Annotated in this window: 21 protein-coding genes and 2 tRNA genes; 19 read left to right on the forward strand and 4 right to left on the reverse strand. The window is 72.0% G+C overall.

Annotation, left to right across the window (positions count from 1 at the left end):
• Positions 1 to 129 precede the first annotated feature (129 nt).
• Together E1283_RS01225 and E1283_RS01230 are read left to right on the forward strand one after the other, a co-directional pair.
• Positions 130 to 1,221 (forward strand): alpha/beta hydrolase, encoded by a 1,092-nt coding sequence (locus E1283_RS01225; protein WP_132815614.1) that lies wholly within the window; start codon positions 130 to 132, stop codon positions 1,219 to 1,221.
• The gene (locus tag E1283_RS01230) at positions 1,205 to 2,437 is read left to right on the forward strand and encodes an acyltransferase family protein (protein ID WP_132815616.1); all 1,233 of its coding nucleotides are present in this window, start codon (positions 1,205 to 1,207) and stop codon (positions 2,435 to 2,437) included. Before E1283_RS01225 ends, E1283_RS01230 begins: the two co-directional genes overlap by 17 nt.
• A 76-nt stretch (positions 2,438 to 2,513) precedes the next feature.
• On the opposite strand, the gene E1283_RS01235 is transcribed toward E1283_RS01230, so the two are convergent.
• A complete protein-coding gene (locus E1283_RS01235) occupies positions 2,514 to 3,743 on the reverse strand; it encodes a GNAT family N-acetyltransferase (protein ID WP_132815618.1) in 1,230 nt (409 codons plus the stop codon).
• Positions 3,744 to 3,870: 127 nt separating this feature from the next.
• On the opposite strand from E1283_RS01235, the gene E1283_RS01240 reads away from it, so the two are divergent.
• Both E1283_RS01240 and E1283_RS01245 read left to right on the forward strand, forming a co-directional pair.
• Positions 3,871 to 5,025, forward strand: coding sequence for a PP2C family protein-serine/threonine phosphatase (locus tag E1283_RS01240; RefSeq protein WP_132815620.1), 1,155 nt, complete (start codon positions 3,871 to 3,873; stop codon positions 5,023 to 5,025).
• Positions 5,026 to 5,223: 198 nt separating this feature from the next.
• Positions 5,224 to 6,090 (forward strand): M23 family metallopeptidase, encoded by an 867-nt coding sequence (locus E1283_RS01245; protein ID WP_132815622.1) that lies wholly within the window; start codon positions 5,224 to 5,226, stop codon positions 6,088 to 6,090.
• A 188-nt stretch (positions 6,091 to 6,278) separates the two neighbouring features.
• On the opposite strand, the gene E1283_RS01250 is transcribed toward E1283_RS01245, so the two are convergent.
• Entirely contained in the window at positions 6,279 to 7,409 is a 1,131-nt protein-coding gene (locus E1283_RS01250) for an acyltransferase family protein (RefSeq protein ID WP_132815624.1), read from the reverse strand.
• Between the two features lie 506 nt (positions 7,410 to 7,915).
• Here E1283_RS01250 and E1283_RS01255 point away from each other — a divergent pair.
• On the forward strand, positions 7,916 to 8,131 hold the full coding sequence (locus E1283_RS01255) for a hypothetical protein (protein ID WP_132815626.1): 216 nt from the start codon (positions 7,916 to 7,918) through the stop codon (positions 8,129 to 8,131).
• 55 nt (positions 8,132 to 8,186) lie between these two features.
• Here the strand turns inward: E1283_RS01255 and E1283_RS01260 are convergent.
• Positions 8,187 to 8,257, reverse strand: a tRNA-Gly gene (locus E1283_RS01260).
• A 186-nt stretch (positions 8,258 to 8,443) separates the two neighbouring features.
• On the opposite strand from E1283_RS01260, the gene E1283_RS01265 reads away from it, so the two are divergent.
• The 5 genes from E1283_RS01265 (at position 8,444) to clpX (ending at position 13,172) form a co-directional block, all read left to right on the forward strand.
• A tRNA-Pro gene (locus tag E1283_RS01265) sits at positions 8,444 to 8,520 on the forward strand.
• A gap of 113 nt (positions 8,521 to 8,633) precedes the next feature.
• Entirely contained in the window at positions 8,634 to 10,067 is a 1,434-nt protein-coding gene (gene tig / locus E1283_RS01270) for a trigger factor (RefSeq protein WP_132815628.1), read from the forward strand.
• A gap of 221 nt (positions 10,068 to 10,288) precedes the next feature.
• Positions 10,289 to 10,903, forward strand: a complete 615-nt coding sequence (locus tag E1283_RS01275) for an ATP-dependent Clp protease proteolytic subunit (RefSeq protein WP_165955969.1) — start codon at positions 10,289 to 10,291, stop codon at positions 10,901 to 10,903.
• A 55-nt stretch (positions 10,904 to 10,958) separates the two neighbouring features.
• Positions 10,959 to 11,609: an ATP-dependent Clp protease proteolytic subunit gene (locus tag E1283_RS01280; RefSeq protein ID WP_132815630.1), complete on the forward strand. Its 651-nt coding sequence runs from the start codon at positions 10,959 to 10,961 to the stop codon at positions 11,607 to 11,609.
• 267 nt (positions 11,610 to 11,876) lie between these two features.
• On the forward strand, positions 11,877 to 13,172 hold the full coding sequence (gene clpX, locus E1283_RS01285; protein WP_132815632.1) for an ATP-dependent Clp protease ATP-binding subunit ClpX: 1,296 nt from the start codon (positions 11,877 to 11,879) through the stop codon (positions 13,170 to 13,172).
• 79 nt (positions 13,173 to 13,251) lie between these two features.
• Here the strand turns inward: clpX and E1283_RS01290 are convergent, their stop codons facing one another.
• On the reverse strand, positions 13,252 to 14,397 hold the full coding sequence (locus tag E1283_RS01290) for a hypothetical protein (RefSeq protein ID WP_132815634.1): 1,146 nt from the start codon (positions 14,395 to 14,397) through the stop codon (positions 13,252 to 13,254).
• Between the two features lie 260 nt (positions 14,398 to 14,657).
• Here E1283_RS01290 and E1283_RS01295 point away from each other — a divergent pair, with 260 nt between their 5' ends.
• The 9 genes from E1283_RS01295 to E1283_RS01335 all read left to right on the forward strand — a co-directional run bounded on the left by E1283_RS01295 (position 14,658) and on the right by E1283_RS01335 (position 26,633).
• A complete protein-coding gene (locus E1283_RS01295; RefSeq protein WP_132815635.1) occupies positions 14,658 to 17,318 on the forward strand; it encodes a valine--tRNA ligase in 2,661 nt (886 codons plus the stop codon).
• A 9-nt stretch (positions 17,319 to 17,327) separates the two neighbouring features.
• Positions 17,328 to 18,842 (forward strand): bifunctional tetrahydrofolate synthase/dihydrofolate synthase, encoded by a 1,515-nt coding sequence (gene folC / locus E1283_RS01300; protein WP_132815637.1) that lies wholly within the window; start codon positions 17,328 to 17,330, stop codon positions 18,840 to 18,842.
• An 8-nt stretch (positions 18,843 to 18,850) separates the two neighbouring features.
• A complete protein-coding gene (locus E1283_RS01305; RefSeq protein WP_132815657.1) occupies positions 18,851 to 19,186 on the forward strand; it encodes a DUF4233 domain-containing protein in 336 nt (111 codons plus the stop codon).
• Between the two features lie 244 nt (positions 19,187 to 19,430).
• Complete coding sequence (gene ndk, locus E1283_RS01310; protein ID WP_132815639.1) at positions 19,431 to 19,835, forward strand: nucleoside-diphosphate kinase; 405 nt, start codon at positions 19,431 to 19,433, stop codon at positions 19,833 to 19,835.
• A gap of 321 nt (positions 19,836 to 20,156) precedes the next feature.
• A complete protein-coding gene (locus tag E1283_RS01315) occupies positions 20,157 to 21,176 on the forward strand; it encodes a rod shape-determining protein (RefSeq protein WP_132815641.1) in 1,020 nt (339 codons plus the stop codon).
• A gap of 141 nt (positions 21,177 to 21,317) precedes the next feature.
• Positions 21,318 to 22,409 carry a rod shape-determining protein MreC gene (gene mreC, locus E1283_RS01320; RefSeq protein ID WP_132815643.1) on the forward strand — a complete coding sequence of 364 codons (1,092 nt, stop codon included), beginning with the start codon at positions 21,318 to 21,320 and terminating at the stop codon, positions 22,407 to 22,409.
• Positions 22,410 to 22,414: 5 nt separating this feature from the next.
• Positions 22,415 to 23,122: a rod shape-determining protein MreD gene (gene mreD / locus E1283_RS01325; protein ID WP_132815645.1), complete on the forward strand. Its 708-nt coding sequence runs from the start codon at positions 22,415 to 22,417 to the stop codon at positions 23,120 to 23,122.
• A complete protein-coding gene (gene mrdA, locus E1283_RS01330) occupies positions 23,119 to 25,443 on the forward strand; it encodes a penicillin-binding protein 2 (RefSeq protein ID WP_132815647.1) in 2,325 nt (774 codons plus the stop codon). The genes mreD and mrdA overlap by 4 nt, the downstream gene beginning before the upstream one ends.
• Positions 25,443 to 26,633 carry an FtsW/RodA/SpoVE family cell cycle protein gene (locus E1283_RS01335; protein ID WP_132815649.1) on the forward strand — a complete coding sequence of 397 codons (1,191 nt, stop codon included), beginning with the start codon at positions 25,443 to 25,445 and terminating at the stop codon, positions 26,631 to 26,633. Before mrdA ends, E1283_RS01335 begins: the two co-directional genes overlap by 1 nt.
• Positions 26,634 to 26,696: the final 63 nt, after the last annotated feature.

Below are 26,696 nucleotides of genomic sequence, written 5' to 3' on the forward strand. Positions count from 1 at the left end.
CCCCCACCCCCTACCCCGGTATGACATCCGGAATGGCTCCGTCGGGTGACGCGGTGACGTGATTCCCCGCCGCACTCTCCTCCCCGAACGGCCGCCGATCCCCTCGGCGGCCCCGAGGGGAGGACCGCCATGCCGCGCCGTCGACTCAAGCGGGTGCTGGCCACCGTCGCGCTCGCGCTGACCGCGGCCACCGCCACCGGCGGGTGGACGTTCGGGCCGCACACCACGATCGTCAGCGGGCCGCCGCCCGGCGCCGAGGAGTGGCGGGCCGACGACAGCCTCGGCGTCACCCTCCCCGATCCGGGGGACGCGTCCCCCGCCGAGGTGGCCGCGTTCTTCGCCGGCCTCGGCCCGGCACAGCGGCAGGACCTCGCCGCCCGGCACCCGCTCACCGTCGGCAACCTCGACGGCGCCCCCGTCGAGCTGCGGTACGAGGCGAACGCCCGCGCCTGGCAGGACTTCCACGGCACGCCGCTCGACGAGGGCCGCCAACTGCTGGCCTTCGACCCGCGCGGCCGGGGCACCTTCGTCGAGGTGTTCGGCGACCTGGTGGCCGCCGAACGCACCGCCGTCCTCGTACCCGGCATGGACAACGACCTCGCGACGCACGGCACCCCCGTCTCCTGGGCCCGGAGCCTCCACGACGAGCTGACCGAGGACGCCCCCGGCGTGCCGGCCGCCACCGTCGCCTGGGTCGGCTACACCACCCCCGACGGCGTCGGCCCCGACGTCGCCACCGACCGGCTCGCCGGGGCCGGCGCCCCGCGCCTCGCACGGTTCCTCGACGGCCTCGCCCGCACCGCCCCCCGCACCGCTCCGCCCACCGTGCTGTGCCACAGCTACGGCTCGGTCGTCTGCGGCCTCGCCGCCCGCGACGGGTTCGCCGCCGGCGACCTCGTCCTCCTGGGCAGCCCGGGCACCCGGGCCGGCACCGCGGACGCCCTGGGCACCGACGCCCGGGTGTGGGCCACCCGCGGCCCCGACGACTGGATCAGCGCCATCCCCAACGTCCAGGTGCTGGGCCTCGGCCACGGCACGGACCCCACCGACCCCGCGTACGGCGCCCGCGTCGTCACCTCCGACGACGTCGAGGGCCACGGCGGCTACGGCGAGCCGGGCACCGACGCGCTGCGCAACCTCTCCGCCATCACCCTGGGCGCCTACGAGCTGATCAGCTGCGCCCCGAACTCCCCGGAGTGCTCCGATGCCACTGCCCGCTGATCTCCGCGCCTTCGCCACCGCCATCGAGGCCCGCACGCCCGCCCACCGGGACCGCGCCGTCGACGGGCTGCGGGCGCTGGCCCTGCTGTCGGTCCCGGCCGGGCACTGGCTGGTCGGCGGCTTCACCCTGAACGACGAGGGCGCCCTGCACAACGCCAGCCCGCTGGCAGCCCTCGGCGCGCTGGCCCCGGCCAGCTGGCTGTTCCAACTGCTCGGCATCTTCTTCCTGGTCGGCGGCTACTCCGCGGCGCACTCCCTGCGACGGGCCACGGAGCGGGGCACGAGCACCGGCACCTGGCTGCGCGGCCGGCTGGTGCGCCTCGGGCGTCCGGTGCTCGGCGTGACGGCCGTGTGGGCGGCGCTGTTGCCGCTGCTGTCCCTGGCCGGGGTGCCCGGCACCACCCTGCGAACGGCGTCCGTGCTGGTCGTGCAGCCGCTGTGGTTCGTCGGCGTCTACGCGGCGATCACCGCGCTCACCCCGTACGCGCTGCGTGCCGCGGAGCGGGCGGGGCTGTGGTCGGCGCTGCCGCCGCTGCAGTCGGTGGCCGTGGTGGACGCCCTGCGCTACGGGCCGTTCGCGGACGCGATGCCGTCCTGGCTGGCGCTGCTGAACCTGCTGCCCGGCTGGCTGTTCGGCTACCAGCTGGGCCTGGTGTGGGGCGTGGGACGGCTGTCCAGGCGGGCGGCCGCCCGCCTGCTGCTGGGCGGCGGCGTGGTGCTGTTCGCCGTGCTGCTCACCGTCTTCGGCTATCCGGCGTCCCTGGTCGGCGTTCCCGGCGAGGCCCGGACGAACTCCCACCCGCCCTCGCTGCTGGTGCTGGCGCTGGCCGCCGCGCAGTCGGGGGTGGCGGTGCTGGCCAGGGAGCGGCTGGCGGCGCTGCTGGCACGGCCCGCGCTGTGGGCGCCGGTGGTGGTGATCAACCTCGCCGCGATGACGATCCTGTGCTGGCACCAGAGCGCGATGCTGGCCGCCGCGATCCCGGCCGCCGCGCTGAACGGCGGCGCCGCGGTCGCCGGCCTGACGGCGGACCCGACCTCGCTCGGCTGGGTGGCGGCGCGGCTGGCGTGGCTGCCGCTCTTCGCGGTGCTGCTGGCCGGTATCGCCTCGGTGACCAGGTACTTCGAGCAGCCGTGGACGGGCGCCTCGACCGGCCGTCGGGTGCTGGCCGGGGCGCTGGCGGCGGGGTTCTCGCTGTACGCCCTCGCCGTGGTCTGAGTGCCGGCGTGCGTGCCGGCGTACGCGCCGGCTCGGGTGCCGCCCGTGGGACGACCCGCGGGCGGCACCCCGCCGCTCAGAAGCCGTGCGGCAGCCAGGGGGCCAGTGCCGAGCCGAACGCCGTCGTCGCCACCTCCAACGCCCCGGGCCGCAGCTCCCGCACCAGCCCCGCCCCGGCCAACGCCGTCAACGTGGTGTCGCCCAGATACGACGCGCCCAGCGCCCGCACGTCCACCGCCAGGTCGGCCGGGTCGGTGGTCGGCTCGCACACCGCGCCCTTGGGGCCGCCGCTCAGCCGCCAACGGCCCCCGTTCCACGGGCAGAAGTCGTCCTCGACGGCCAGCACCACGTCCACCTCGGTCCGGTACGTCCTGGCGGCCAGCGCCGCGCCCACGTCGACCGGCCTGAGGTAGAGGCGGTCGGTGATCCGCGGGTCGCAGCGGCGGACGTCGGAGACGAGCCGCAGCAGCGGGTCGTCGACGGGCCGGTTCGAGAGCCGCACGGTGGACGTCAGGTCGACCTCGCCGAGGAAACGCAGCAGCGCGGCGTACGCGGCCGGCTCCGCCGCCTCCAGGTCGCGGACGACCACCGTGCCGTCCGGCACCGAGGCCTCCCAGCGCACCTTCAACGCGTACCGCGCGTACCCCACCAACTCCCCGTCCCGCTCGGCGAGGACGCAGCGCAGCTCGGACGCGCCGTCCCGGTCCTGTGGCGGGTCGAGCAGCGGCGCCTTCTCCCAGCCGGGTTGCCGCGCCAGCATGCCGGGGCGGTGCGGCACCAGGCGCGTGTAGAGCGCCTCGCACCGGTCCACTGCCTCGGCGGGCTCCACCACGAGGAAGGTGATGCCGTCCGCGGCGGCCGGCACGGCGACCGTGACCCGGGAGGTGTCGATGGCCACCCGCATCATCCGGGTGGCCATGCCGTAGCCGAAGCGCCCGTAGATCGCCGGCTCCGAGGCGGTCAGCCCGGCCAGCGGCACGCCGGCGGCGCGGTAGTCGTCGAGCGCCGACCGCATCATCCGGCGCAGCAGCCCGCGCCGCCGGTGGGTGGCGGCCACGCTCACCATCGTGATGCCGGACGTCGGCACCAGGGCGCCGCCCGGCACCGCCATCCGGAAGGAGAAGGCGCCGAAGGAACCGACGATCCGGTCACCGTCCCAGGCCGCGACCGACCGATCGATTTCGGTCAGTTCTCGCCATAGTGCGCGTTCCTCGGGAGCGTCGGGTACGCCGCCGAACGCCCATTCGAGGCCGCCGTACCAGGCGTCCCAGTCCCCGGCCTCAAGACCGCGCAGCTCAATCGTCATATCACCATCCCTATCAGCGCAGTCACCACGGGGCGACACAATTTCCTCACCACAGGTGTCCCGTACGCGTATCCGAACCTGGCAAAGGTTCGACGTGCCACCGAACGGGTGGATAAGGTCCCTGGTCATGGCACGCGGCAGCGAGACTGCACCGAGGAGCACCCGCAGACAGCGGGCCCAGAAGGCCGTCCACCGCGTCCGCGTCGGAATGCGTCGTTCCGCCGTCGACTACTTCCGGGGCGGCGGCTCGGACTGGTTGGCCTTCGGCGCCCTGCTCGCGACCGTCCCGCTGCTGAGCCTCGCGACCGTGGCCTGGCCGGAATGGTGCCCGCCCGAGGCGCTGGTCCTGCCTCTGGTCGCCGGCGGCCTCCTGCTGCGGCCGGCCAGCCTGCTCGGCCTCTACGCCGTCGTCGCCACCGCGCTGGTGCTGGAGACCGCGTTGATGGACTCCCGCCGCAGCGACCCCGACCCGGTCACGCCCGGCACCATCCTGGTGGTGGCCGCCGTCGCCCTGACCGGGCTGCTGATAGCCCAGTTCCGCAGCCGGGTCGGCGTGCCCTGGCGGCGCGGCGGCACCATGCTGTTCGACCTGCGGGAACGTATCCGCGCCCAGGGCGCGCTGCCGCCGCTGCCGAAGGGCTGGCACCGGGAGGTCTCGCTGCGGCCGGCCGGCGGCCAGTCGTTCTCCGGCGACTTCGTGGTCGCCGCCCGCACCGGCGCCGACCGGCGCACCCTGGAGGTCGTGCTCACCGACGTCTCGGGCAAGGGCATGGACGCGGCCTCCCGCTCGCTGCTGCTCTCCGGCGCCTTCGGCGGCCTGCTCGGCTCGCTGCCACCGCACGCCTTCCTGCCCGCCGCCAACGGCTACCTGCTCCGGCAGAACTGGGACGAGGGCTTCGCCACCTCGGCCCATCTGGTGCTCGACCTGGACACCGGCGACTTCGAGCTGCTGTCCGCCGGGCACCTCCCAGCCGTCCAGCTCAACGCCGGCACCGGCCGCTGGCAGGAGATCGCGGCCGAGGGCCCGCTGCTCGGCGTCTACGACGGCGCCGAGTTCCACCCGGCCAAGGGCACGCTGCGCCGCGGCGACGTGCTGATGCTGTTCACGGACGGCCTGGTGGAGCGCTCCGACCGCGACCTCTCCGAGGGCGTCGACCGGCTCACCGGCGAGGCCGACCGCTATGTGACGACCGGCTTCCGCGGCGCCGCCTGGCACCTGATCGAGTCGGTCGCCAAGGACGTCAACGACGACCGGGCGCTGCTGATCGTCAGCCGCGAGTAGGCCGGTTGGGCCGGGAGGCGGCCGCCGCGGCGGTCACCCGGCGGGGCGGAATGTCACCACGCGCCGCTGACGCTCCGACAGGCCGCGCTGAACTGCGCCGATGGGCCGGCCCCGGCGGGCCGGCCTGTGCGCCGATCGGCGGTGCGGCCCGCGGCCCGGCGGATGCGGGACCCGGCGCCCTGCCGTTGGCTCGGACCCATGAGCCGATCCACGAACCGCCCCGCGGACCGCCGGAACCGCCCCGCGAACCGATCGACGAGCCGACCCGCCGGCCGCGCCACGACCCGGCCCGCCACCGCGCCCCCGAGCCACGCCGCGCGCCGGCCGCCCGGTCAGGAGACCCGCGCCGGCGAACGACATCGACGCCCGAGGCCGAGCCTCCGCACCCGGCTGGCCCGCCGGGCCCTGGGCGGCGCCGCGTTGGGCGCCGTGGTGCTGGTCGGCCCGTGGACGGCCGCCGCCGCCGGCCACGCGGGGGCGCCGGGCGGCGCCACGGCGTCGCCGCAACCGTCCGGCGCGGCCGGCCCGTTGGCGCACCCCGGCCCGTCGCGGGCCGCCGACGTGTACGTCCCCTACGAGCCGGCGTTCGGGCCGCTCCCCGTCTTCGACGGGCGGCGGAAGGCCACCAGGGACGCCGGCGTCGTGGACGGCTGGACCAGCCCGGTCAGCGGCTTCCCGGTCACCGCCGTCTACGCCCAACCCGGCGGCTGGGCGGCCGGCCACCACACGGGCGTGGACTTCGCCACCCCGGTCGGCACCCCGATCCGGGCCGTCGGCCCCGGCACCGTGGTGCTCGCCGAGTACGCCGGCTCGTACGGCAACCACGTGGTCACGAAGATGGCGGACGGCCACTACGTCCTCTACGCCCACCTCGCCGAACTGGCCGTCCGCGCCGGCCAGCGGATCGACGGCGGTACCCGGGTCGGCGACTCGGGCAACACCGGCAACAGCACCGGCCCGCACCTGCACTTCGAGGTGCGCGCCGGCCGCGGCTACGGCACCGACGTCGACCCGATCACCTACCTCGCCTCCCACGGCATCGCCGTCGACGTGGGGCCTGCCTGACGACTCCCGGCGGGCTCGCGACGCCTGGCATCCCGCCTGGCCGCGTTGCCGAATCGCGCGAGTACGACCACGTACGAGCTGCGATCCGGCGCCTTGCCAGCGAATGGGGGCACCTCCCAGCGTTAGCTGGGGGAGCCATCCGCCGCTCGCCAATCCGCCGCGAGCCGTCAGGCAGGCCCTCGGCCGGGTCAGCCGGAGCGAGCCGGCCGGGGGCTCGTAGGCCGTCGCGCCTCCTGGGTGAACGCCCAGTCCATCGAGGGCTCCACCAGATGGCGGAAGACCCGCCGCACCGGGCGGGTGCACAGGACCGTGATCACGGCGGCGCCGATCAGGGTGACCAGCACCCGACCGGCCGGGGAGTTGACCCAGTCCACCGCGTACCAGTCCCACCAGCGCGAGCCCTTGGCGATGAAGCCGTGCAGCAGATAGCCGTAGATGGTGCCGGTGCCCAGCGACGTGAACCAGGTGCGGCGGGTCGGGACCAGCGCCAGGAAGGCGGCCGTCAGCAGCAGCCCGACGGCGAACAGGGAGAGGCTGGCGGCCACCCCGACCCACACGCCGGACCCCATCTCCTGCGCGCTGTGCGTCCGGTACAACCAGTTGTGCTCCATCCGGGGCGACACCCAGAACGCCGCGGCCAGACCGACCGCGAGCACCCCGACCGCCACGGGCCGCGCCCACCGGTGGCGCAGCAGTTCGAAGTGTGCCGGTCGTAGCAGCAGGCCGAGCACGAAGAAGGGGAGGAACTGGAGTACCCGCTGGATGTTGAGGTCGTCGCCGAGGTGCGGCGAGACGGAGGCGAGCGCCGCGACGGCCAGCGCGACCGGCAGCGGCCAGCGGACGATCCGCCAGATGGGGGCGGTCAACCGCCAGACGAAGAGCGCGATCAGGAACCAGGTGACGTAGTAGGGGTCGAGCAGGCTGAAGGGGTAGTCGGGATCGTCGTCGCCCCACCGCTTGAACAGGATGTAGGCGACCTCGAACAGCAGGTAGGGGATGCCGATGCCGGTGATGAGGCGCTTGAGCTGCTCGGGGCGGCCGGTGAAGCCGCGCGAGAAGTAGCCGGCGATCAGGATGAACGCCGGCATGTGGAAGGCGTAGACGAAGTCGTAGAGGGCCGACGCGGTGCGCGAGTCGTCGCGCAGTGGGGTCCACGCGTGCCCGACGGCGACCAGCACGATCGCCAGGTACTTGGCGTTGTCGAAGAAGGGGTCCCGCGGCTTGACCTGGGCCGAACCGTCCGTGACCGCCGGTGGGGGGTCGGCCGCCGTGGCCCGGGCCGCGGGCAGGGAGGCGTCTTGATTACGGACGTGCAACATTGTCCGCACGATAGTGCTTCGTCGCCGCATCCGTAAATTCACCCGGCGGCACGCCGTACGCCATTCGAAGATCACGTCGGTGAATCGCGACCGTCGGGTGGAAATCCCGGGAAGTAGTCGGGAAGGCGCCCCCCGCGCGCCCGAAATCATGGGATGTGACCCGCTTAAATGGCGCGTATCACCCGCCGTCGCATCGGCCACCGTTCGGGTACTCGCCGGTCGGCAAAGGGATTTCCGCGGCGGGCGCCGGGAATCGGCGAACGGCCGTGACGGCTGTGGTGAATTCGTCGCGCGGCACGCATGGACCGCTAACGGATGGGTAACAGGGTCACTTTGGTGCCGTGGTCGGCGCCGTGGGACCTGACGCATCGTGTGACATGGCCGGCGCGATGGCCATCAACCTCCCCGGGAGGCCGAGTTGATGGCACGATGGACCCAGCGGGGGCGAGGCGGCCGTGGTCAAGCCCCCGAGGAGCGAGGCGGACCTTTCGAAGGTGTGATCTGTTGTGGTTATCTCATTCTCGCTGGCCCTGCTGTTCGGAGTGATCATGTTCTTCATGATCCGGGGCGGCGCCATAAGGTGGGGACCGGCCATCGTGGCGATCCTCTTCGGCTTCTCCCTCGCCTCCACCGGGGCCGCCGACCCCATAAACGACTTCCTGACGTCGATCACCAACGGTGTCAACGACGTCGACGACTCCATCAACAGCTCGGGCGACTGACGCCACGGCCGGTCATGACGAAGGCCCGGCCCCCAGAGGGGACCGGGCCGGGCTGAGCGGGCGACGGGAATCGAACCCGCGTAGCTGGTTTGGAAGACCAGGGCTCTACCATTGAGCTACGCCCGCGTTCGGCCGCCAGGGGCCGTGGATTCGACGCCCGTGGGCGCCGGTGATCCCGGCTGCGGCTCGTCCAGCATCGTACCAGCGCACCGCCCGGCCCGGGCCGGGGCGAAAGAGCGTGCGGGGGCCTTGGGGCAGTGCCCCGCGGCCGGCGCTGTACGCTACGTGTCGCGTCGTGAGCCACGACCGCGGCGGGGTGTGGCGCAGCTTGGTAGCGCGTCCGCTTTGGGAGCGGAAGGCCGTCGGTTCGAATCCGGCCACCCCGACCACGTAGTATGAGTCGCCTGTGCGGCCCAGGTGTGTCCGCAACCGGGCCGCCTCACGGGATCGGCTCAGGACAAGTTCGCAACCTCCCCAGATGTCAGCCCCAAGGAGACCTACCGTGAAGAGCGCCGTGGAGACCCTGAACCCCACCCGGGTTCGGCTCACAGTCGAGGTGCCCTTCGAGGAGCTCAAGCCCAGCCTCGACGCGGCGTACCGGAAGATCAACCAGCAGGTCCAGGTGCCCGGTTTCCGGAAGGGCAAGATCCCGGCGCGCGTCATCGACCAGCGGTTCGGGCGCGGGGCTGTCCTGGAGGAGGCCGTCAACGACGCGCTTCCCAAGTTCTACACGGAGGCGGTCACCGAGGGTGAGCTCACCCCGCTCGGCCAGCCCGACGTGGACATCACCGAGCTTCGCGACAACGAGCTGCTGACCTTCACCGCCGAGGTCGACATCCGCCCCGAGATCGCGCTCCCCGACTACTCGGGCATCGCGGTCACGGTGGACGCCGTCGAGGTCCCCGACGAGGACGTGGACGAGGCCGTCGGGCGGCTGCGCGAGCGCTTCGCCTCCACCACGGTCGTCGAGCGCGCCGCCGCCGACGGCGACGTCGTCAAGATCGACCTGGAGGCCCGGGTCGACGGCGAGGTCCTGGCCGACGGCGTGGCCAACGGCGTCGACTACACCATCGGCTCGGGCCAGATGCTCGACGGTCTCGACGAGGCCGTGACCGGCCTGGAGGCCGGCGGCACCGCCACCTTCACCAGCGAGCTCAAGGGCGGCTCCGCCGCCGGCAGCGAGGCCGAGATCGCGGTCACCGTGACCACCGTCTCCACCCGCGAACTGCCCGAGCTCGACGACGACTTCGCCCAGCTCGCCAGCGAGTTCGACACCCTTGAGGAGCTGCGCGCCTCGCACCGCGAGCGGCTCGTCGAGGAGAAGAAGTACGAGCAGGCCACCGAGGCCCAGGAGAAGGTCCTCGACGCGCTGCTCGAGCTGGTCGAGGTCCCGATCCCGCAGAAGCTCCTCGCGGACGAGATCGAGACCCGCAAGCACAACCTCGAGCACCACCAGCTCTCCCAGCTCGGCATGGACCTCGACGGTTACCTCAAGCTCCAGGAGAAGACGGCCGAGGAGTACGAGGCCGAGCTCAAGGAGCAGTCGGAGAAGGGCATTCGCACCCAGTTCGTGCTGGACGAGATCGCCAAGGTCGAGAAGCTGAACGTCAGCCAGGACGAGCTGACGGAGCACCTGGTGCGCCGCTCCCAGTCCTCCGGCATGAGCCCCGACCAGTTCGCCAAGGCCGTGGTCGAGGGTGGCCAGGTCCAGGTGCTGGTCGGCGAGGTCCGCCGCGGCAAGGCGCTGGCCACCGTCGTGGAGTCGGTCACCGTCACCGACACCGAGGGCAACGACGTCCGGCTCGACGAGGACGAGGTCGAGGAGGGCGCGGAGGCCGCCACCGAGACCGCCGAGAGCGGCGCCGAGGCGGCCGAGGCGGCCGAGTCCGAGGCCACCACCTCGGGCGACGGGGCGGGCACGAAGTCCGGGGACTGAGCTTCCCGATCGGGGCCGGGCGCGACTCGCGTCCGGCCCCCACTGCTCCCCGGCCCCTGCCGGAACACGGCACCGGTGCGCCACCCTGCGCTCACAGCGAACAGTTCCCTGGTCGGGAAGGGTCCGTCAGCACCGCGCGTTAGGGTCCCTAGATACAACCCAGATGTCGAGCGACGGTCCGGGCGCCTGCCTGGCCGTTACGAGAATGAGCAGGTGGATACGTGACGCTCATGAAGCCCTCCGCCATGGCGGAGCCAACGCACGGCGGCCTCGGCGATCAGGTCTACAACCGGCTCCTCGACGAGCGGATCATCTTCCTGGGGCAGCCGGTCGACGATGACATCGCCAACCGGATCACCGCGCAGCTGCTGCTGCTCGCCGCCGATCCCGAGAAGGACATCTTCCTCTACATCAACAGCCCGGGCGGCTCGATCACCGCCGGCATGGCGATCTACGACACCATGCAGTACATCAAGAACGACGTGGTCACCATCGCCATGGGCCTCGCGGCCTCGATGGGGCAGTTCCTGCTGACCGCCGGCGCCGCGGGCAAGCGCTTCGCCCTGCCGAACGCCGAGGTGCTGATCCACCAGCCCTCGGCCGGCCTGGCCGGCTCCGCCTCGGACATCAAGATCCACGCCGAGCAGCTGCTGCGCACCAAGCGCAAGATGGCGACGCTGTCCGCCCAGCACTCGGGCGTCAGCGAGGAGCAGTGGGAGCGGGACGCCGACCGGGACCGTTGGTTCAGCGCCGAGGAGGCCAAGGAGTACGGCCTGCTCGACCGGGTCATCACCAGCGCCGCCGACATCGCGGGCGGCGGCGGCACGGGCGCGTGAGCGGCCGCCAGACAAGCCCCCGATCGCAGCCCAACACCAAGGCGGTAGAGAGACGATGAACAACATCCCCGGTTCCGGCATCTACGACCGACTCCGCGCCGAGAGCCGCTACGTGGTCCCGCGCTTCATCGAGCGCACCTCGCAGGGCGTGCGCGAGTACGACCCGTACGCCAAGCTCTTCGAGGAGCGGGTGATCTTCCTCGGCGTGCAGATCGACGACGCGTCGGCCAACGACGTGATGGCGCAGCTGCTCTGCCTGGAGTCGATGGACCCGGACCGCGACATCCAGATCTACATCAACAGCCCGGGCGGTTCCTTCACCGCGCTGACGGCCATCTACGACACCATGGAGTTCGTCAAGCCGGACATCCAGACGGTGTGCATGGGCCAGGCGGCCTCCGCCGCCGCGGTCCTGCTGGCGGCCGGCACCCGCGGCAAGCGGATGGCGCTGCCCAACGCGCGGATCCTGATCCACCAGCCGTACAGCGAGACCGGCCGCGGCCAGGTCTCCGACCTGGAGATCGCGGCCCGCGAGGTCCAGCGGATGCGCGTCCAGCTGGAGCAGATGCTGGCCAAGCACTCCAACACGGCCATCGAGCAGGTCAGCGACGACATCGAGCGGGACAAGATCCTCACCGCCGAGGAGGCCGTGAGCTACGGTCTGGTGGACCAGATCGTCACCACCCGCTCCACCACCGCGGTCTGAGCGCCGCCGCCCGGCTCCCGAGCCCCGGCCACCCGGACCGTGCCGCACCACATCGCACCACCCGGCACCACCCCGCACGACCCAGTAACACACATCAGGCGACAACCGAGACGAACGACTGGCCGCCCCCTTTGGGCGGGAAGGCCCCGGCGAGGGGGATTCCCGTCAAGGGGGGCCTATCCGCCGGAGCGACAAGGTACCGTCGTCTTCAGGCAAGCATGAGCGCGCCGTCTCCCCGGCGGTGCGCAGGCGAAGGGGAAGCACCTCGTGGCACGCATCGGTGATGGCGGCGATCTGCTCAAGTGCTCGTTCTGCGGCAAGAGCCAGAAACAGGTGAAGAAGCTCATCGCGGGCCCGGGGGTCTACATCTGCGACGAGTGCATCGAGCTCTGCAACGAGATCATCGAGGAGGAGCTCGCCGAGTCCTCCGAGTCCGATCTCGGCGAGCTGCCGAAGCCGCGGGAGATCTTCGACTTCCTGGAGAGCTACGTGGTCGGCCAGGAGGACGCCAAGAAGGCGCTCTCGGTGGCCGTCTACAACCACTACAAGCGGGTGCGGGCCAGCGAGGCCGACGGCCAGTCGCGTGACGAGGCCATCGAGCTCTCCAAGTCCAACATCCTGCTGCTCGGCCCCAGCGGCTCGGGCAAGACCCTGCTCGCCCAGACGCTGGCCCGGATGCTCAACGTCCCCTTCGCCATCACCGATGCCACCGCGCTCACCGAGGCCGGCTATGTCGGTGAGGACGTGGAGAACATCCTGCTCAAGCTGATCCAGGCCGCGGACTACGACATCAAGAAGGCCGAGCAGGGGATCATCTACATCGACGAGATCGACAAGGTCGCGCGGAAGAGCGAGAACCCGTCGATCACCAGGGACGTCTCCGGGGAGGGCGTCCAGCAGGCCCTGCTGAAGATCCTGGAGGGCACCACCGCCGCGGTGCCGCCGCAGGGCGGGCGGAAGCACCCGCACCAGGAGTTCCTGCAGATCGACACGTCGAACGTCCTCTTCATCGTCGGTGGCGCCTTCGCCGGCCTCGACGAGATCGTGCGCGCCAGGTCGGGCGCCCGGGGCATCGGCTTCGGCGCCGACATCCGCTCCAAGCGGGACCGCGGCTCGGCCGAGCTGCTGCGCGAGGCGCTCCCCGAGGACCTCGTCAAGTACGGCATGATCCCCGAGTTCATCGGCCGGCTGCCGGTGATCACCTCCGTGCAGAACCTGGACCGCGAGGCGCTGCTGCGGATCCTGGTCGAGCCGCGGAACGCCCTGGTCAAGCAGTACCAGCGGCTCTTCGAGATCGACGGCGTCGAGCTGGAGTTCACGCTGCCGGCGCTGGAGGCCATCGCCGACCAGGCGATCCTGCGCGGTACCGGCGCCCGGGCGCTGCGCGCGATCATCGAGGAGGTGCTGATGTCGGTGATGTACGAGGTGCCGTCCCGGCCCGACGTCGGCCAGGTCGTGATCACCGAGGACGTGGTGCGGTCGAACGTCAACCCGACCCTGGTCCCGCGTTCCCGGCTGGCCAAGCAGCGCGGCTCGGTGCCCCCGCACGAGAAGACGGCCTGAGCACCACCCGGACGAAGGGGCGGGGCCCGACACCGGCATCCGGTGTCGGGCCCCGCCCTCGTCGTGCTCCGCCCCGCGGTCAGCCCTCGGTCTCGGCGCCACCCTCGGTCTCGGCGCCGCCCTCGGCCGACTGCAGCGAGTCGAGCCGCAACTGCCTGGCGATCTCGGCCGCCGCGTCGAGCGACATCGTCTCCGGCGCCGTCATCTCCGGGATCTCCTCGGAGTTCGGGTCGAAGTCCGCGGGCAGGCCCGGCATCCCCTGGTAGACCATCAGACCGACGGTGCTGAAGTCGGCCCAGATGCAGACCGGTGCCTCGATGACGTAGCCCAGGGTCGCATCGGGCTCGGTGCCGCGGACCAGCTGGCACTTGAGCACCACCTCGTCGTCGGAGAAGCTCTCCGGGCTGCCGACCAGCTCCATCTGCGCCGACTCGTCGGCCGACGCCTCGGACGCGGCCAGGCCGAACATGCCGTCGACGACGGCCGTGGGGTCGGGCACCTCGCCCCAGAGGGCGCCCACCATCAGGTAGGTGCCGTCCGGGTCGGGAATCTCCGCCGTGGCGTCGAAGTCCGCGTAGGCGCCGTTCTCGCCCTCCATGTTCTCGATGCCCATCTCGGCCTGCTCCTCCTCGTCGGGGAGGTCGACGCCGCTCTCGCCGGGCACCCGCGTGAAGTCCCCGCTGGCGTCCGGCAGCGACACCGTGAAGCGGCTGCCGTCGTCGGAGCTCGGCCCGTTGCCGCTGCCGTCGTCGCTGGTCAGGAAGTAGACGCCGCCGCCGATCACGGCGAGCGCCGCCACGACGGCCACCGCGATCAGGCCGGTCCGCTTCCGCCCGCCACCGCCACCGGCCGGCTGACCGTAGGAGGCCGGCTCGCCGTAGGGGGGCTGCCCCGGCGGCTGCTGTCCGGGAAAGGACTGGCCGGGCTGCTGCTGCCCGAAGTCACCGGGCTGCTGGGGCTGGCCGTAGGGTCCCGGCTGCTGCGGCGGCTGCTGCCCGTAGCCGCCGGGCGGCGGTGCGGGAGGCCCCGGCTGGGCCGGCTGGCCCGGCGTCTGCGGATAGCCGTAACCAGGCGAGCCCGAGGCGCCGGGCGCCCCCGGCTGCGCGTACGGATTCGGACCGCCGGGCGGCGGACCCTGCGGCGGCACCCCGTACGGCCCGGGCTGCCCGGGCGGCGGGCCCTGCGGCGGCTGCTGCCCGTACGGACCCGGCTGGTTCTGACTCATCTGCTTCCCCTTATGCGGAGGCTCCTCGGCATTGCCTGCGCACATCCTGTCGGACGTGATGCCCTTCTGTACATCTGAACGGGAGCCAGTCACGGGGCCCACCACTCCCCGACGCGGGCCGGCGGTGACGGCCCCGAAGGCCCTCCCGCGCACCGCGGACCACCGCCGTGATCGCTAAGGCGAACGCCCGTCCGGAGCCCGCTCCGGACCCCTCGGGAACTGATTCGAAACCGGTGCGGCCGGCCTCGTAGACTTCAGCCGTGACCGAGAACACCCAGCCGCCCGCCAGCGGGCCACACGCAGCCCCAGCCGATCTGCCGACGCAGTACACGCCGGCCGACGTAGAGGGGAAGCTGTACGAGCGCTGGGTGGAACGGGGCTACTTCACCGCGGACGCCGAGAGCGCCAAGGACCCGTACACGATCGTCATCCCGCCGCCCAACGTCACCGGCAGCCTCCACCTGGGCCACGCCTTCGAGCACACCCTGATCGACGCCCTCACCCGCCGTAAGCGGATGCAGGGCTACGAGACGCTGTGGCAGCCCGGCATGGACCACGCCGGCATCGCCACCCAGAACGTGGTGGAGCGCGAGCTGGCCAAGGAGGGCAAGTCCCGGCACGACCTGGGCCGCGAGGCGTTCGTCGAGCGCGTCTGGCAGTGGAAGGCCGAGTCGGGCGGGCAGATCTCCGGCCAGATGCGGCGGCTCGGCGACGGCGTCGACTGGTCCCGCGAGCGGTTCACCATGGACGAGGGCCTGTCCCGCGCCGTCCAGACGATCTTCAAGCGGCTCTTCGACGACGACCTGATCTACCGCGCCGAGCGCATCATCAACTGGTGCCCGCGCTGCCTGACCGCGATCTCCGACATCGAGGTCGAGTACCAGGACGACGAGGGCGAGCTGGTCTCCATCCGCTACGGCGAAGGCGACGACTCCCTGGTCGTCGCCACCACCCGGGCCGAGACGATGCTCGGCGACACCGCCGTCGCCGTCCACCCGGAGGACGAGCGCTACGCCCACCTCGTCGGCCGCACCGTCAGGCTGCCGCTCACCGACCGCGAGATCCCGGTCGTCGCGGACGAGCACGTCGACCCCGGGTTCGGCACCGGCGCCGTCAAGGTCACTCCCGCGCACGACCCCAACGACTTCGAGATCGGCCGGCGCCACGGGCTGCCCCAGCTGACCGTCATGGACGAGCGCGGCAACATCACCGTCCACGGCCCGTTCCAGGGCCTCGACCGGTTCGAGGCCCGCTCCGCGGTCGTCGCCGCGCTGCGCGCCGAGGGCCGGATCGTCGCCGAGAAGCGCCCCTACACGCACGCGGTCGGCCACTGCTCGCGCTGCAAGACGACCGTCGAGCCCCGGCTCTCCATGCAGTGGTGGGTCAAGGTCGACCCGCTGGCCAGGGCCGCGGGCGACGCCGTCCGGGACGGGCGGGTCGCGATCCACCCCAAGGAGATGTCCTCCCGCTACTTCGAGTGGGTCGACAACCTCCACGACTGGTGCATCTCGCGCCAGCTCTGGTGGGGCCACCGGATCCCCGTCTGGTACGGGCCCGACGGCGAGGTCGTCTGCGTCGGCCCCGACGAGGAGCCGCCGGCCGGCGAGGGCTGGCACCAGGACACGGACGTCCTCGACACCTGGTTCTCCTCCGGGCTCTGGCCGTTCTCCACGCTCGGCTGGCCCGAGCGGACCGAGAGCGTCGAGAAGTTCTACCCCAACTCGGTCCTCGTCACGGGCTACGACATCCTCTTCTTCTGGGTCGCCAGGATGATGATGTTCGGCCTCTACGCGATGGACGGCACCCCGCCGTTCCACACCATCGCCCTGCACGGCATGGTCCGCGACCAGTTCGGCAAGAAGATGTCCAAGTCCTTCGGCAACGCGGTCAACCCGCTCGACTGGATGGACGCCTACGGCTCGGACGCGGTCCGCTTCACGCTGGCCCGCGGCGCCAACCCCGGCGTCGACGTGCCGATCGGCGAGGACTGGGTCCAGGCGTCGCGGAACTTCGCCAACAAGGTCTGGAACGCCACCCGGTTCGCGCTGCTCAACGGCGCCACCGTCGAGGGCCCGCTGCCCTCGCCGGAGGAGCTGTCGGCCACCGACCGCTGGATCCTCTCCCGGCTGAACTCGGTGGTCGCCGAGACCGACGCCTACTACGACGACTACCAGTTCGCCAAGCTCAGCGACGCCCTCTTCCACTTCGCCTGGGACGAGGTCTTCGACTGGTACGTCGAGCTGTCCAAGACCACCTTCGCCGCCGGCGGCCGCCCGGCCGAGCTCTCCCGCCGGGTCCTCGGCGAGGTCCTCGACGTCACGCTGCGGCTCCTGCACCCGGTGATCCCGTTCGTCACCGAGGAGCTGTGGACGACGCTGACCGGCGGCGAGTCCGTCGTCGTCGCCGACTGGCCGGCCGACTCCGGCTTCCGCGACGCGGAGGCCGAGCGGGAGATCGAGGCCGTCCAGCGCCTGGTCACCGAGGTCCGCAGGTTCCGCGCCGACCAGGGCCTCCAGCCGGGCCAGCGGGTGCCGGCCACCCTCGACCTCACCGGCACCGGGCTCGCCGCGCACGAGGAGGCCATGCGCGCGCTGCTCCGCCTCCAGGCGGCCGGCGACGGCTTCACGGCCACCGCCACCCTGCCGGTCGGCGGCGCCACGGTCGCGCTCGACCTCTCCGGCGCCATCGACGTGGCGGCCGAGCGCAAGCGGCTCACCAAGGACCTGGCCGCGGCCGAGAAGGAGCTCGCGGGCACCAACGCCAAGCTGGGCAACGAGGCGTTCCTCGCCAAGGCCCCCGACCAGGTGGTCGACAAGATCCGGGCCCGCCGGGCCACCGCCGAGGAGGACATCGCCCGGATCACCGCCCAGCTGGCCAGGCTCCCCCAGACCCTGGCCGGCCCTGTCGGTGGCGCTTCGTAGACTGGGGTCGTGAGCGACGAGCAGAACGACGGTTCCGGCGAGGAATTCCAGGAGATCGTGGCCGCGGAGACCGACCGCGACCCCGATCTCGCCGTGATCGAGGCCGGCAGCCGCACCCTGCGCGCCCAGTCCGGGGCGCCGCGGGCGGGCGACCTGCCGGGCCGCCCGGCCGACCCCGAGCTCGACCGCGCGCTGCGCGAGGTCGAGACGGAGCTGTCCAAGCGGTGGCCGGAGACCAAGCTGGAGCCGTCGCTGAGTCGCATCCGCCCCCTGATGGACGTGCTGGGCGAGCCGCAGCGCGCCTACCCGGCCATCCACATCACCGGCACCAACGGCAAGACCACCACGGCCCGGATGATCGAGGCGCTGCTCGGCGCCTTCGAGCTGCGCACCGGCCGGTTCAGCAGCCCGCACGTCCAGTCGATCACCGAGCGGATCAGCCTGGACGGCGAGCCGATCGCGCCCGAGCGGTTCGTCGCCACCTACGAGGACGTCAAGCCCTACGTCGAGCTGGTCGACTCCCGGGAGCCCTACCGGCTCTCCTTCTTCGAGGTGCTGACCGGCATGGCCTACGCGGCCTTCGCCGACGCCCCGGTCGACGTCGCGGTGGTCGAGGTCGGCATGGGCGGCACCTGGGACTCGACCAACGTGATCGACGCGCAGGTCGCCGTCCTCACCCCGATCACGCTCGACCACACGGACCGGCTCGGCACCACGCCCGAGGCCATCGCCGGCGAGAAGTCCGGGATCGTCAAGCGGGGCGCCCGGGTGGTGCTGGCCCAGCAGCCCAGCATCGAGGCCGCCTCCGTGGTGCTGCGGCGGGCCGTCGAGGTCGACGCCACGGTGGCCAGGGAGGGCATGGAGTTCGGCGTCGTCGCCCGCGAGGTCGCGGTCGGCGGCCAGCTGCTGACGCTGCGCGGGCTCGGCGGCGACTACCCCGAGGTCTTCCTCCCGCTCTACGGCGAACACATGGCGCACAACGCGGTGGTCGCGCTGGCCGCCGTCGAGGCGTTCTTCGGCGTCGGCGACGGCCAGCCGGCCCGCCCCCTCGACCAGGAGGTGGTCCGCGCCGCGTTCGCCTCCGTCACCTCGCCAGGCCGCCTCGAGGTGGTGCGCAGCAGCCCCACGGTGGTGCTCGACGCGGCGCACAACCCGGCGGGCGCGCAGGCCACGGCGGCCGCCATCACCGAGGCGTTCGGCTTCAGCCGGCTCGTCGGCGTGGTCGGCGCCTCGGCCGACAAGGACGTCCGCGGCCTCCTCGAAGCCTTCGAGCCGGTGTTCACCGAGGTCGTCGTCACCAGCAACGCCAGCCACCGCGCGATGGACGTGGACGAGCTGGCCGCCCTCGCCGTCGAGGTCTTCGGCGAGGAGCGGGTCCAGGTCGAGCCGCGCCTCGACGACGCGTTGGACGCGGCCATCACGCTGGCCGAGGAGGAACAGGAGTACGCCGGGGCCGGAGTGCTGGTCACCGGCTCGGTGATCACGGTCGGCGAGGCCCGGCTGCTGCTGGGGAGGTCCCGCTGATGCGCATGTTGCGGACGCTGTGCGCGTCCACGCTGGTCTGCGAGTTCATCGTCATCGGCCTGGCGGCGGTGGCGGCGATGCGGCTCTCCGACGACCTCTCCACCACCACGATCTGGGCGGTCAGCGGCCCCGCGATGGCGCTCTGCCTGCTGCTGTGCGGCCTGCTCCGCCTCCCGATCGCGCTGCCGCTCGGCTGGGCCCTCCAAGCCGCGCTGATCGCCGCCGGGTTCGTCATCCCCGCGATGTTCGTCCTCGGCGCGGCGTTCGCCGCGCTCTGGTGGGCCTCCATCCACTTCGGCCGCCACATCGACACGACCGCTCCGGGCGCGGCCCTCACCCGCTGACGGGCCGGGCATCCTCCCCACCCACGCGCCGCGCGCGGCCCGCCGGCCGGCCGCGGCGACCCGGGCCGTAGGCCCGCGGCGAAGCGGCCGCAGCGCTGGCGGCGGGTAGGCGAGCCTTCTTCACGCGCCGCGCGCGCCGCGTGGGCGGGGGGAACAACCACCGGTCCGCGTCGAGGGCATCGGGCCCGGAACGGTAATCTTGCGAACCCCATCCTGATATCCCTTTTCTCTGGAGCCGCCTGCCATGAGCCAGCGCACTCTCGTCCTGCTCAAGCCGGACGCCGTCGCCCGCGGACTCGTCGGCGAGATCATCGGCCGGATCGAGCGCAAGGCCGGCTGGGCCGTGACCGCGCTGGAGCTGCGCACCCTGGACCGCGTCACGCTGGAGACGCACTACGCCGAGCACGTCGGCCGTCCGTTCTACGAGCCGCTGCTCGACTTCATGGCGTCCGGGCCGAGCGTCGTCATGGTCGTGGAGGGTGAGCGCGTCATCGAGGGGCTGCGCGTGCTGGCCGGTCCGACGGACCCCATCGTCGCGTCGCCGGGCTCCATTCGGGGTGACTATGGCACGATCGTGCGGGAGAACCTGATTCACGCCTCGGATTCCGAAGAGTCCGCCGAACGGGAACTGAAGATCTTCTTTCCGTGAGCCGTCGTGAGCCGTCCTGACTCGCCGTCAGTGTTCACCTGAACGCCTTCGCTCAATGGGGTATGTACAGTCGAACGAGGGAACCCGTCACCCGAACACGACGTCACCATGACGGAGGGCGGGTCAGGTTCCGCCGACAATGGCGAAAGCGGCGCTCCGGCGCTCCGTGTTCGACCGGCCGTGGATACGATGGCATCGCCGCCCGGCTCTCCCCCGCGAGCGGGAGAGTCCTCCTGGCGTACCGTTCATCGCACCCCCTGCCGACCTCCCCGCACAAATCGCTCCAGCTGGAAGGCCAGATGTATCCCTATGGCGAACAATATGTCGTTCATCGGCCGTGACATGGCAGTCGACCTCGGGACGGCCAACACGCTGGTGTACGTCAGAGGTCGTGGGATTGTCCTCAACGAGCCGTCGGTGGTGGCCATCAACACCAACACCGGTGGCATTCTCGCGGTCGGCGCCGAGGCGAAGAAGATGATCGGCCGCACCCCGGGCAACATCGTCGCGGTGCGCCCCCTGAAGGACGGCGTGATCGCCGACTTCGAGATCACCGAGCGGATGCTCCGGTACTTCATTCTCAAAATCCACAAGCGCCGTTATCTGGCGCGTCCTCGGGTCGTCGTGTGTGTGCCGTCGGGCATCACCGGGGTCGAGCGTCGTGCCGTGATCGAGGCGTCGACGCAGGCCGGTGCCCGCCAGGTGCACATCATCGAGGAGCCGATGGCGGCCGCGATCGGCTCGGGCCTGCCGGTGCACGAGGCCACCGGCAACATGGTGGTGGACATCGGCGGCGGCACCACCGAGGTGGCCGTGATCTCGCTCGGCGGCATCGTCACCGCCCAGTCCATCCGGGTGGCGGGCGACGAGTTGGACAACGCGATCATCCAGCACATCAAGAAGGAGTACAGCCTCCTGCTCGGCGAGCGCACCGCCGAGAGCATCAAGATCACCATCGGTTCGGCCTTCGAGATGGACCAGGACGAGCACACCGAGATCCGCGGTCGCGACCTGGTCAGCGGCCTGCCGAAGACGGTGGTGATCTCCTCCGCCGAGGTGCGCAAGGCGATGGAGGAGCCGGTCAACGCCATCGTCGACGCCGTCAAGACGACGCTCGACAAGTGCCCGCCCGAGCTGTCGGGCGACGTGATGGACCGCGGCATCGTGCTCACCGGCGGCGGCGCCCTGCTGCGCGGCCTCGACGAGCGGTTGCGCAAGGAGACCGGCATGCCGATCCACATCGCCGAGGATCCGCTGGACTCGGTGGCGCTGGGCTCCGGCAAGTGCGTCGAGGAGTTCGAGGCGTTGCAGCAGGTGCTGGACGCCCAACCGAGGCGCTAGGCCCCGTCGCTGGTTCCCGGCGCCCGTGCCGCCACATCCGCCGCGCGGCCGGCCCCAGGACCGCGCGGCGGGCGCCGCCCGGGACCGCTCCCGGGCGCATGACCTTCCCAAGGACCGACCAGAAAGGCACGGCCTCCGCACGTGAGGGACACACGAGAGAGCCGGCTGCTCCTCGTCCTGCTGGTTTCCATCGCACTCGCACTGATCTCGCTCGACCTCCGCGGGGGTGAGAACTCCCCGCTCGACGGGTCACGGGAGGCCGCCGCCTCGTTCTTCGGACCGGTCGAGGAGGGGGTGGCCGGCGCGGTCGACCCGGTGGCCAACGCCATCTCGGCGATCCGTGACTCGGGTGACCGGCAGGACCGCATCGCCGACCTGGAGCGGGAGAACGCGGAGTTGCAGCAGCGGCTCGGCAGCGACGAGTACCGCGACTCGCGGATGCAGCAGTTGGACGAGCTCCTGCGGACGTCCGGAGCCGGCGGCTACCGGATCGTCGGCGCGCAGGTGATCGCCATCGGCGCGGCCCAGGGCTTCTCCTGGACCGTGACGATCGACGCCGGCACCGAGGACGGCATCGCCCGCGACATGACGGTGCTCAACGGCGAGGGGCTGGTGGGCCGGGTCACCACCGTGGGGCGCGGCCAGGCCACGGTGCTGCTGGCCAACGACCCGGAGTTCAGCGTCGGCACCCGGCTGGAGGGCAGCCAGGAACTGGGCCTCGCCACCGGCCGCGGCGACAACACGTTCGACGTGCAGCTGTTCAACCAGCAGGCGCAGGTGGAGCGGGGCGACCGGATGGTCACCTTCGGCTCCTCGGACAACCGGCCGTTCGTGCCGGGCGTGCCGGTCGGCGAGGTCGTCAACGTCAACCGTTCCAACGGCGACCTCACCCGCACCGTGGAGGTGCGCCCCTTCGTCTCGTTCACCCAGCTCGACCTGGTGGGTGTGGTCGTCGAGCCGCCCAGGGACAACCCGCGCGACTCCGTGTTGCCGCCCCGTCCCGAGGAGGAGAACCGGGACGAGCGGCGGGGTGACGACGAGCGCGACCAGGGCGCGCGCAACGAGGACGAGGAAGCCGGCGGCGAAGGCGAGGAGACCCAGGGCGAGTCCGGCGAGGACGTCGGCGAGCCCCAGCCGCCGACCGAGGGCGGGACCCCGACCGCCGAGCCAGGGACCGGAGAGGGCGAAGCGCCGCCCGGGACCGGCGAAGACGACACCGCCACCGAGGAGTGAGACCGATGCGCGTCTCCCGCACCCTGCTGGCCACCATCCTGGTCACGGTGGCGCTGATCGTGCAGGTCACCGTGTTGGCCAGGCTCGGTCTGCCGGGCGCCACCCCCGACCTGCTGCTGCTCACCGTGCTGGCCCTCGCGCTGGTCTACGGCCATGTCGGCGGCTGCCTGGTCGGCTTCTTCGCCGGCCTGCTCGCCGACCTCGCGCCGCCCGCCGACCACGCCGTCGGCCGGTACGCGCTGGTGCTGTGCGTCATCGGCTACGCCGCCGGGCTGACCCGGCCGGAGACCGGCCAGCACCGCTCGGCCACCGTCCCGATGCTGGTGGTCGCCGCCGGCGCCGCCAGCTCCACGCTGCTCTACGCCGGCGTCGGCGCGCTGGTCGGCGACACGGCGGCGCGCGACGTCGGCCTCGGCAGCCTGCTGCTGACGGCCACCCTCTACGACCTGCTGCTCGCCCCGTTCGTCGTGCCGCTGGTGATGGCCATGGCCCGCCGGCTGGAGAGCGACCCGCTGTCCGGCGAGCACAAGTCCGGCGGCGGTGGCGGCGACTCGGCCGTCAGTTGGCTCAAGGGCGGCGGCAGCCCACGCGGCCGCGGCCCGCGCCGCATCCGGTACGGCAAGGCCGCCCGGCTCGGCGGCACCCGTTCCACACTGCTCAGCCGGTCCGCCCGCAACCGTGCTGGACGTATCAAGGGGGTCAAGCGGCTGTGACGAACATCCCGGAGACCGGCCGGACTTCGCGGATCACCATCCGGCTGGTCGTCATCCAGATACTGGTCTTCTCGCTGCTGCTCACGCTGGGCGGCCGGCTCTGGTACCTCCAGATCAGGCAGGGCGACGAGTTCGCCGCCGAGGCCGCCGGCAACCACGTGCAGCAGGCCGTCCGGCCCGCGGTGCGCGGCGCCATCCTGGACGCGCGCGGCGTGCCGATGGCCGACAACGAGACGCGGCTGGTCGTCACCGCCGACCGCACCGAGCTGAGCCGGCTGCCCGACGACGGCGAGGCGGTCCTCGTCCGGGTGGCGGAGCTGCTCGGCCTGGAGGTCGAGGCGGTCGCCAACCAGGTCCGGCTGTGCGACGCCGAGACCCCGCAGCCCTGCTGGAACGGTTCGCCGTACCAGCCGATCCCGATCACCGACGAGGCGACCACCCAGCAGGCGCTCCAGATCCGGGAGCGCGCCGAGGAGTTCCCCGGCATCTCCGCCGAACCCACGGCCGTGCGCCGCTACTCGGCACCCGACGGCGCCAACACCGCGCAGGTCCTCGGCTACCTCTCGCCGGTCACCGACGAGGAGGTCGCCGACTCCGAGGACACCGACAACCCGCTGCTGCGCTCGGACCAGATCGGCCGCTCGGGTCTTGAGCGCCAGTACGACAGCTACCTGCGCGGCCAGGCCGGCGTCACCCGCTACGAGGTCGACAAGTTCGGCCGGGTGCTCGGCGAGTCCGAGAGCGAGACCGCCCAGGCCGGCGCCAACCTCGTCACCACCATCGACAGCCGCGTCCAGGCCGTCGTGGAGCGGGAGCTCGTGCAGGCCATGGAGATGGCCAGGACGCAGCACGACGACATCTCGGGCCGCAACTACGAGGCGGACTCGGGCTCCGCGATAGTGCTGGAGAACGGCACAGGGCGTGTCGTCGCCATGGCCTCCGCCCCGGACTACGACCCCAACGTGTGGGTGGGCGGCATCTCCAACGACGACTACACCCGCCTTACCGCCGAGGACGGCGGCAACCCGCTGCTCAACCGGGCCATCCAGGGCCAGGGCCCGCCCGGATCCACCTTCAAGGTGATCACCTCCACCGCCGCCGTCAACGCGGGCTACGACTTCGAGGGCTCGTACGAGTGCGGCTCCTCCTACGACGTCGGCGGCCAGACCTTCCGCAACTTCGAGTCCCAGGCGTACGGCTCGATCAGCCTGGGCCGCGCCATCGAGGTCTCCTGCAACACCGTCTTCTACGGCATCGCGCACCGCGAGTGGCAGCGCGAGGGCGGCCTCGAGCCGGTGGACGATCCGGACGACTGGCTGTTCCGCACCGCCCACGACTTCGGGCTCGGCACGCCCACCGGCGTCGACCTGCCCAACGAGGCCGCTGGCCGCATCCCGGACCGGCAGTGGAAGCAGGAGTACTGGGAGGCCAACGAGGAGAACTGGTGCGAGATCGCGGACAGCGACCGCCAGGACTACGTGGCCAGGATCGCCCGCGAGAACTGCACCGAGGGCATGAAGATGCGCGCCGGTGACATGCTCAACTTCTCCATCGGCCAGGGCGACGTGCTGGTCACCCCGCTCCAGCTGGCCTCCGTCTACGCGGCCCTCGGCAACGGCGGCACGCTCTACCAGCCGCAGGTCGGGCGGGCCGTGATCGCCGCCGACGGCACGGTGGTCGAGGAGTTCGAGCCGCGGTCCAGCGGCGAACTGCCGGCCAGCGACCAGACCATAGAGGATCTGCGGACCGCCACCGCCGGCGTGATCACCCGGGGCAGCGCCGACTGGAAGTTCGGCGGCTGGCCGCAGAACGACATCGTGCTGCACGGCAAGACCGGCACCGCGGAGGCGTCGGGCGACCAGCAGACGACGTCCTGGCTGGCCACCTACACCGACGACTACACCGTCGTGATGACCATCGCCCAGGCCGGCACCGGCTCCGGCGCCTCGGGTGACGCCGTCCGGCGCATCTGGGAGGCCATCTACGGCGTGCAGGGCAGCAGCGTCAACGAGGACGTCGCGCTGCTCGCCGAGCCGAACCGGGACCTGCCGGAGATCGACGAGAACGGCACCATCGTGCCGGACCGCGACGAGCCCCGGGAGGACGGGGGCGAGGGCGACGCCGACCAGGGCACCACCCCCGAGGAGGGGCAGGACCCCGACCAGGGCAACGGCTACGAGCCCGGCTTCGACCCCGACGCGATCATCACCCCGGACGGCGTGGGCAACGTCAGCGAGACGGCCACCGGGGATCCGGCCGGCGGGGGAGTGCCGGGGGACACCGGCGAACGGACCGGCCGGCGCGAGGACCAGGACGACTGATGAGCGTGCACACCCTGACGGTCAGGCAGCCGGCCCGGCGCGGGAGCGCCTGGCGCCGGCTGGCCCACCGGGACTCCGTCGCCCGCCGCCTCGACTGGCTGCTGCTGTTCGCCGGCCTCGCGCTGTCCGTGCTCGGCATAGCCCTGATCTGGTCCGCCACCCGCAACCGCACCGGCATCACCGGCGGCGACCCGAACTACTTCCTGATACGCCAGAGCATCAACCTGGCCGTCGGCCTCACCCTCGCCGTCGGCATCATCTGGCTCGGCCACCAACGGCTGCGCGCCGCCGTCTTCGTCTTCTACGCCCTCTCCCTCGGCGTCGTCCTGCTGGTGTTCACCCCGCTCGGCACCGAGATCAACGGACAGCGCGCCTGGCTGTCCATCGGCGGCTACACCATCCAGCCCGGCGAGTTCGTCAAGGTCGCCGCCATCCTCGTGATGGCCACCGTCCTCGCCGACGCCGTCGACGCCGGCGACCGGGAGTTCCCCGGCCGGCGCGCCGTCCTCCAGGCCCTCGGCTTCGTCGCCGTGCCGCTCGCCGTCGTGCTGATGGACGACATGGGCACCGCCATGGTCATCAGCATCACCGTGCTCGGCATGCTGCTCGCCTCGGGCGCCTCCCTGAAGTGGACCATCGGCCTGGTGCTGGCCGCCACCGTCGGCGCGGTCCTGGTCTGGGTGCTCGGGGTGCTCGACGAGTACCAGATCAACCGGTTCGCCGCGTTCGCCAACCCGGCGCTCGACCCGTCGGGCGTCGGCTACAACACCAACCAGGCCAGGATCGCCATCGGCGGTGGCGGCATGTTCGGCTCCGGACTCGGCGAGGGCACCCAGACCACCGGGCAGTTCGTGCCCGAGCAGCACACCGACTTCATCTTCACGGTGGCCGGCGAGGAACTGGGATTCGTGGGCGCCGGCGGGATCATCCTGCTGATAGGCGTGGTGCTGTGGCGCGCGCTCCGCATAGCCCGCGAGTCCACCGACCTCTACAGCACGGTGATCGCGGCCGGCGTCGTCGCCTGGTTCGCGTTCCAGTGCTTCGAGAACATCGGGATGGCCCTCGGCATCATGCCGGTCGCCGGCGTGCCGCTGCCGTTCCTCTCCTACGGCGGCACCTCGATGTTCGCGGTCTGGATCGCGATCGGCCTGCTCCAGTCCATCCGGATGAAGCGCCCGCTCTCCGCCTGAACGCTCCGCCTGAACGCTCCGTCCGAGCGCTCCGTCCGAGCGTTTTGCCGGACGTGCCGCCGG

This window comes from Streptomyces hainanensis (assembly GCF_004348415.1).
Classification (GTDB): domain Bacteria; phylum Actinomycetota; class Actinomycetes; order Streptomycetales; family Streptomycetaceae; genus Streptomyces; species Streptomyces hainanensis.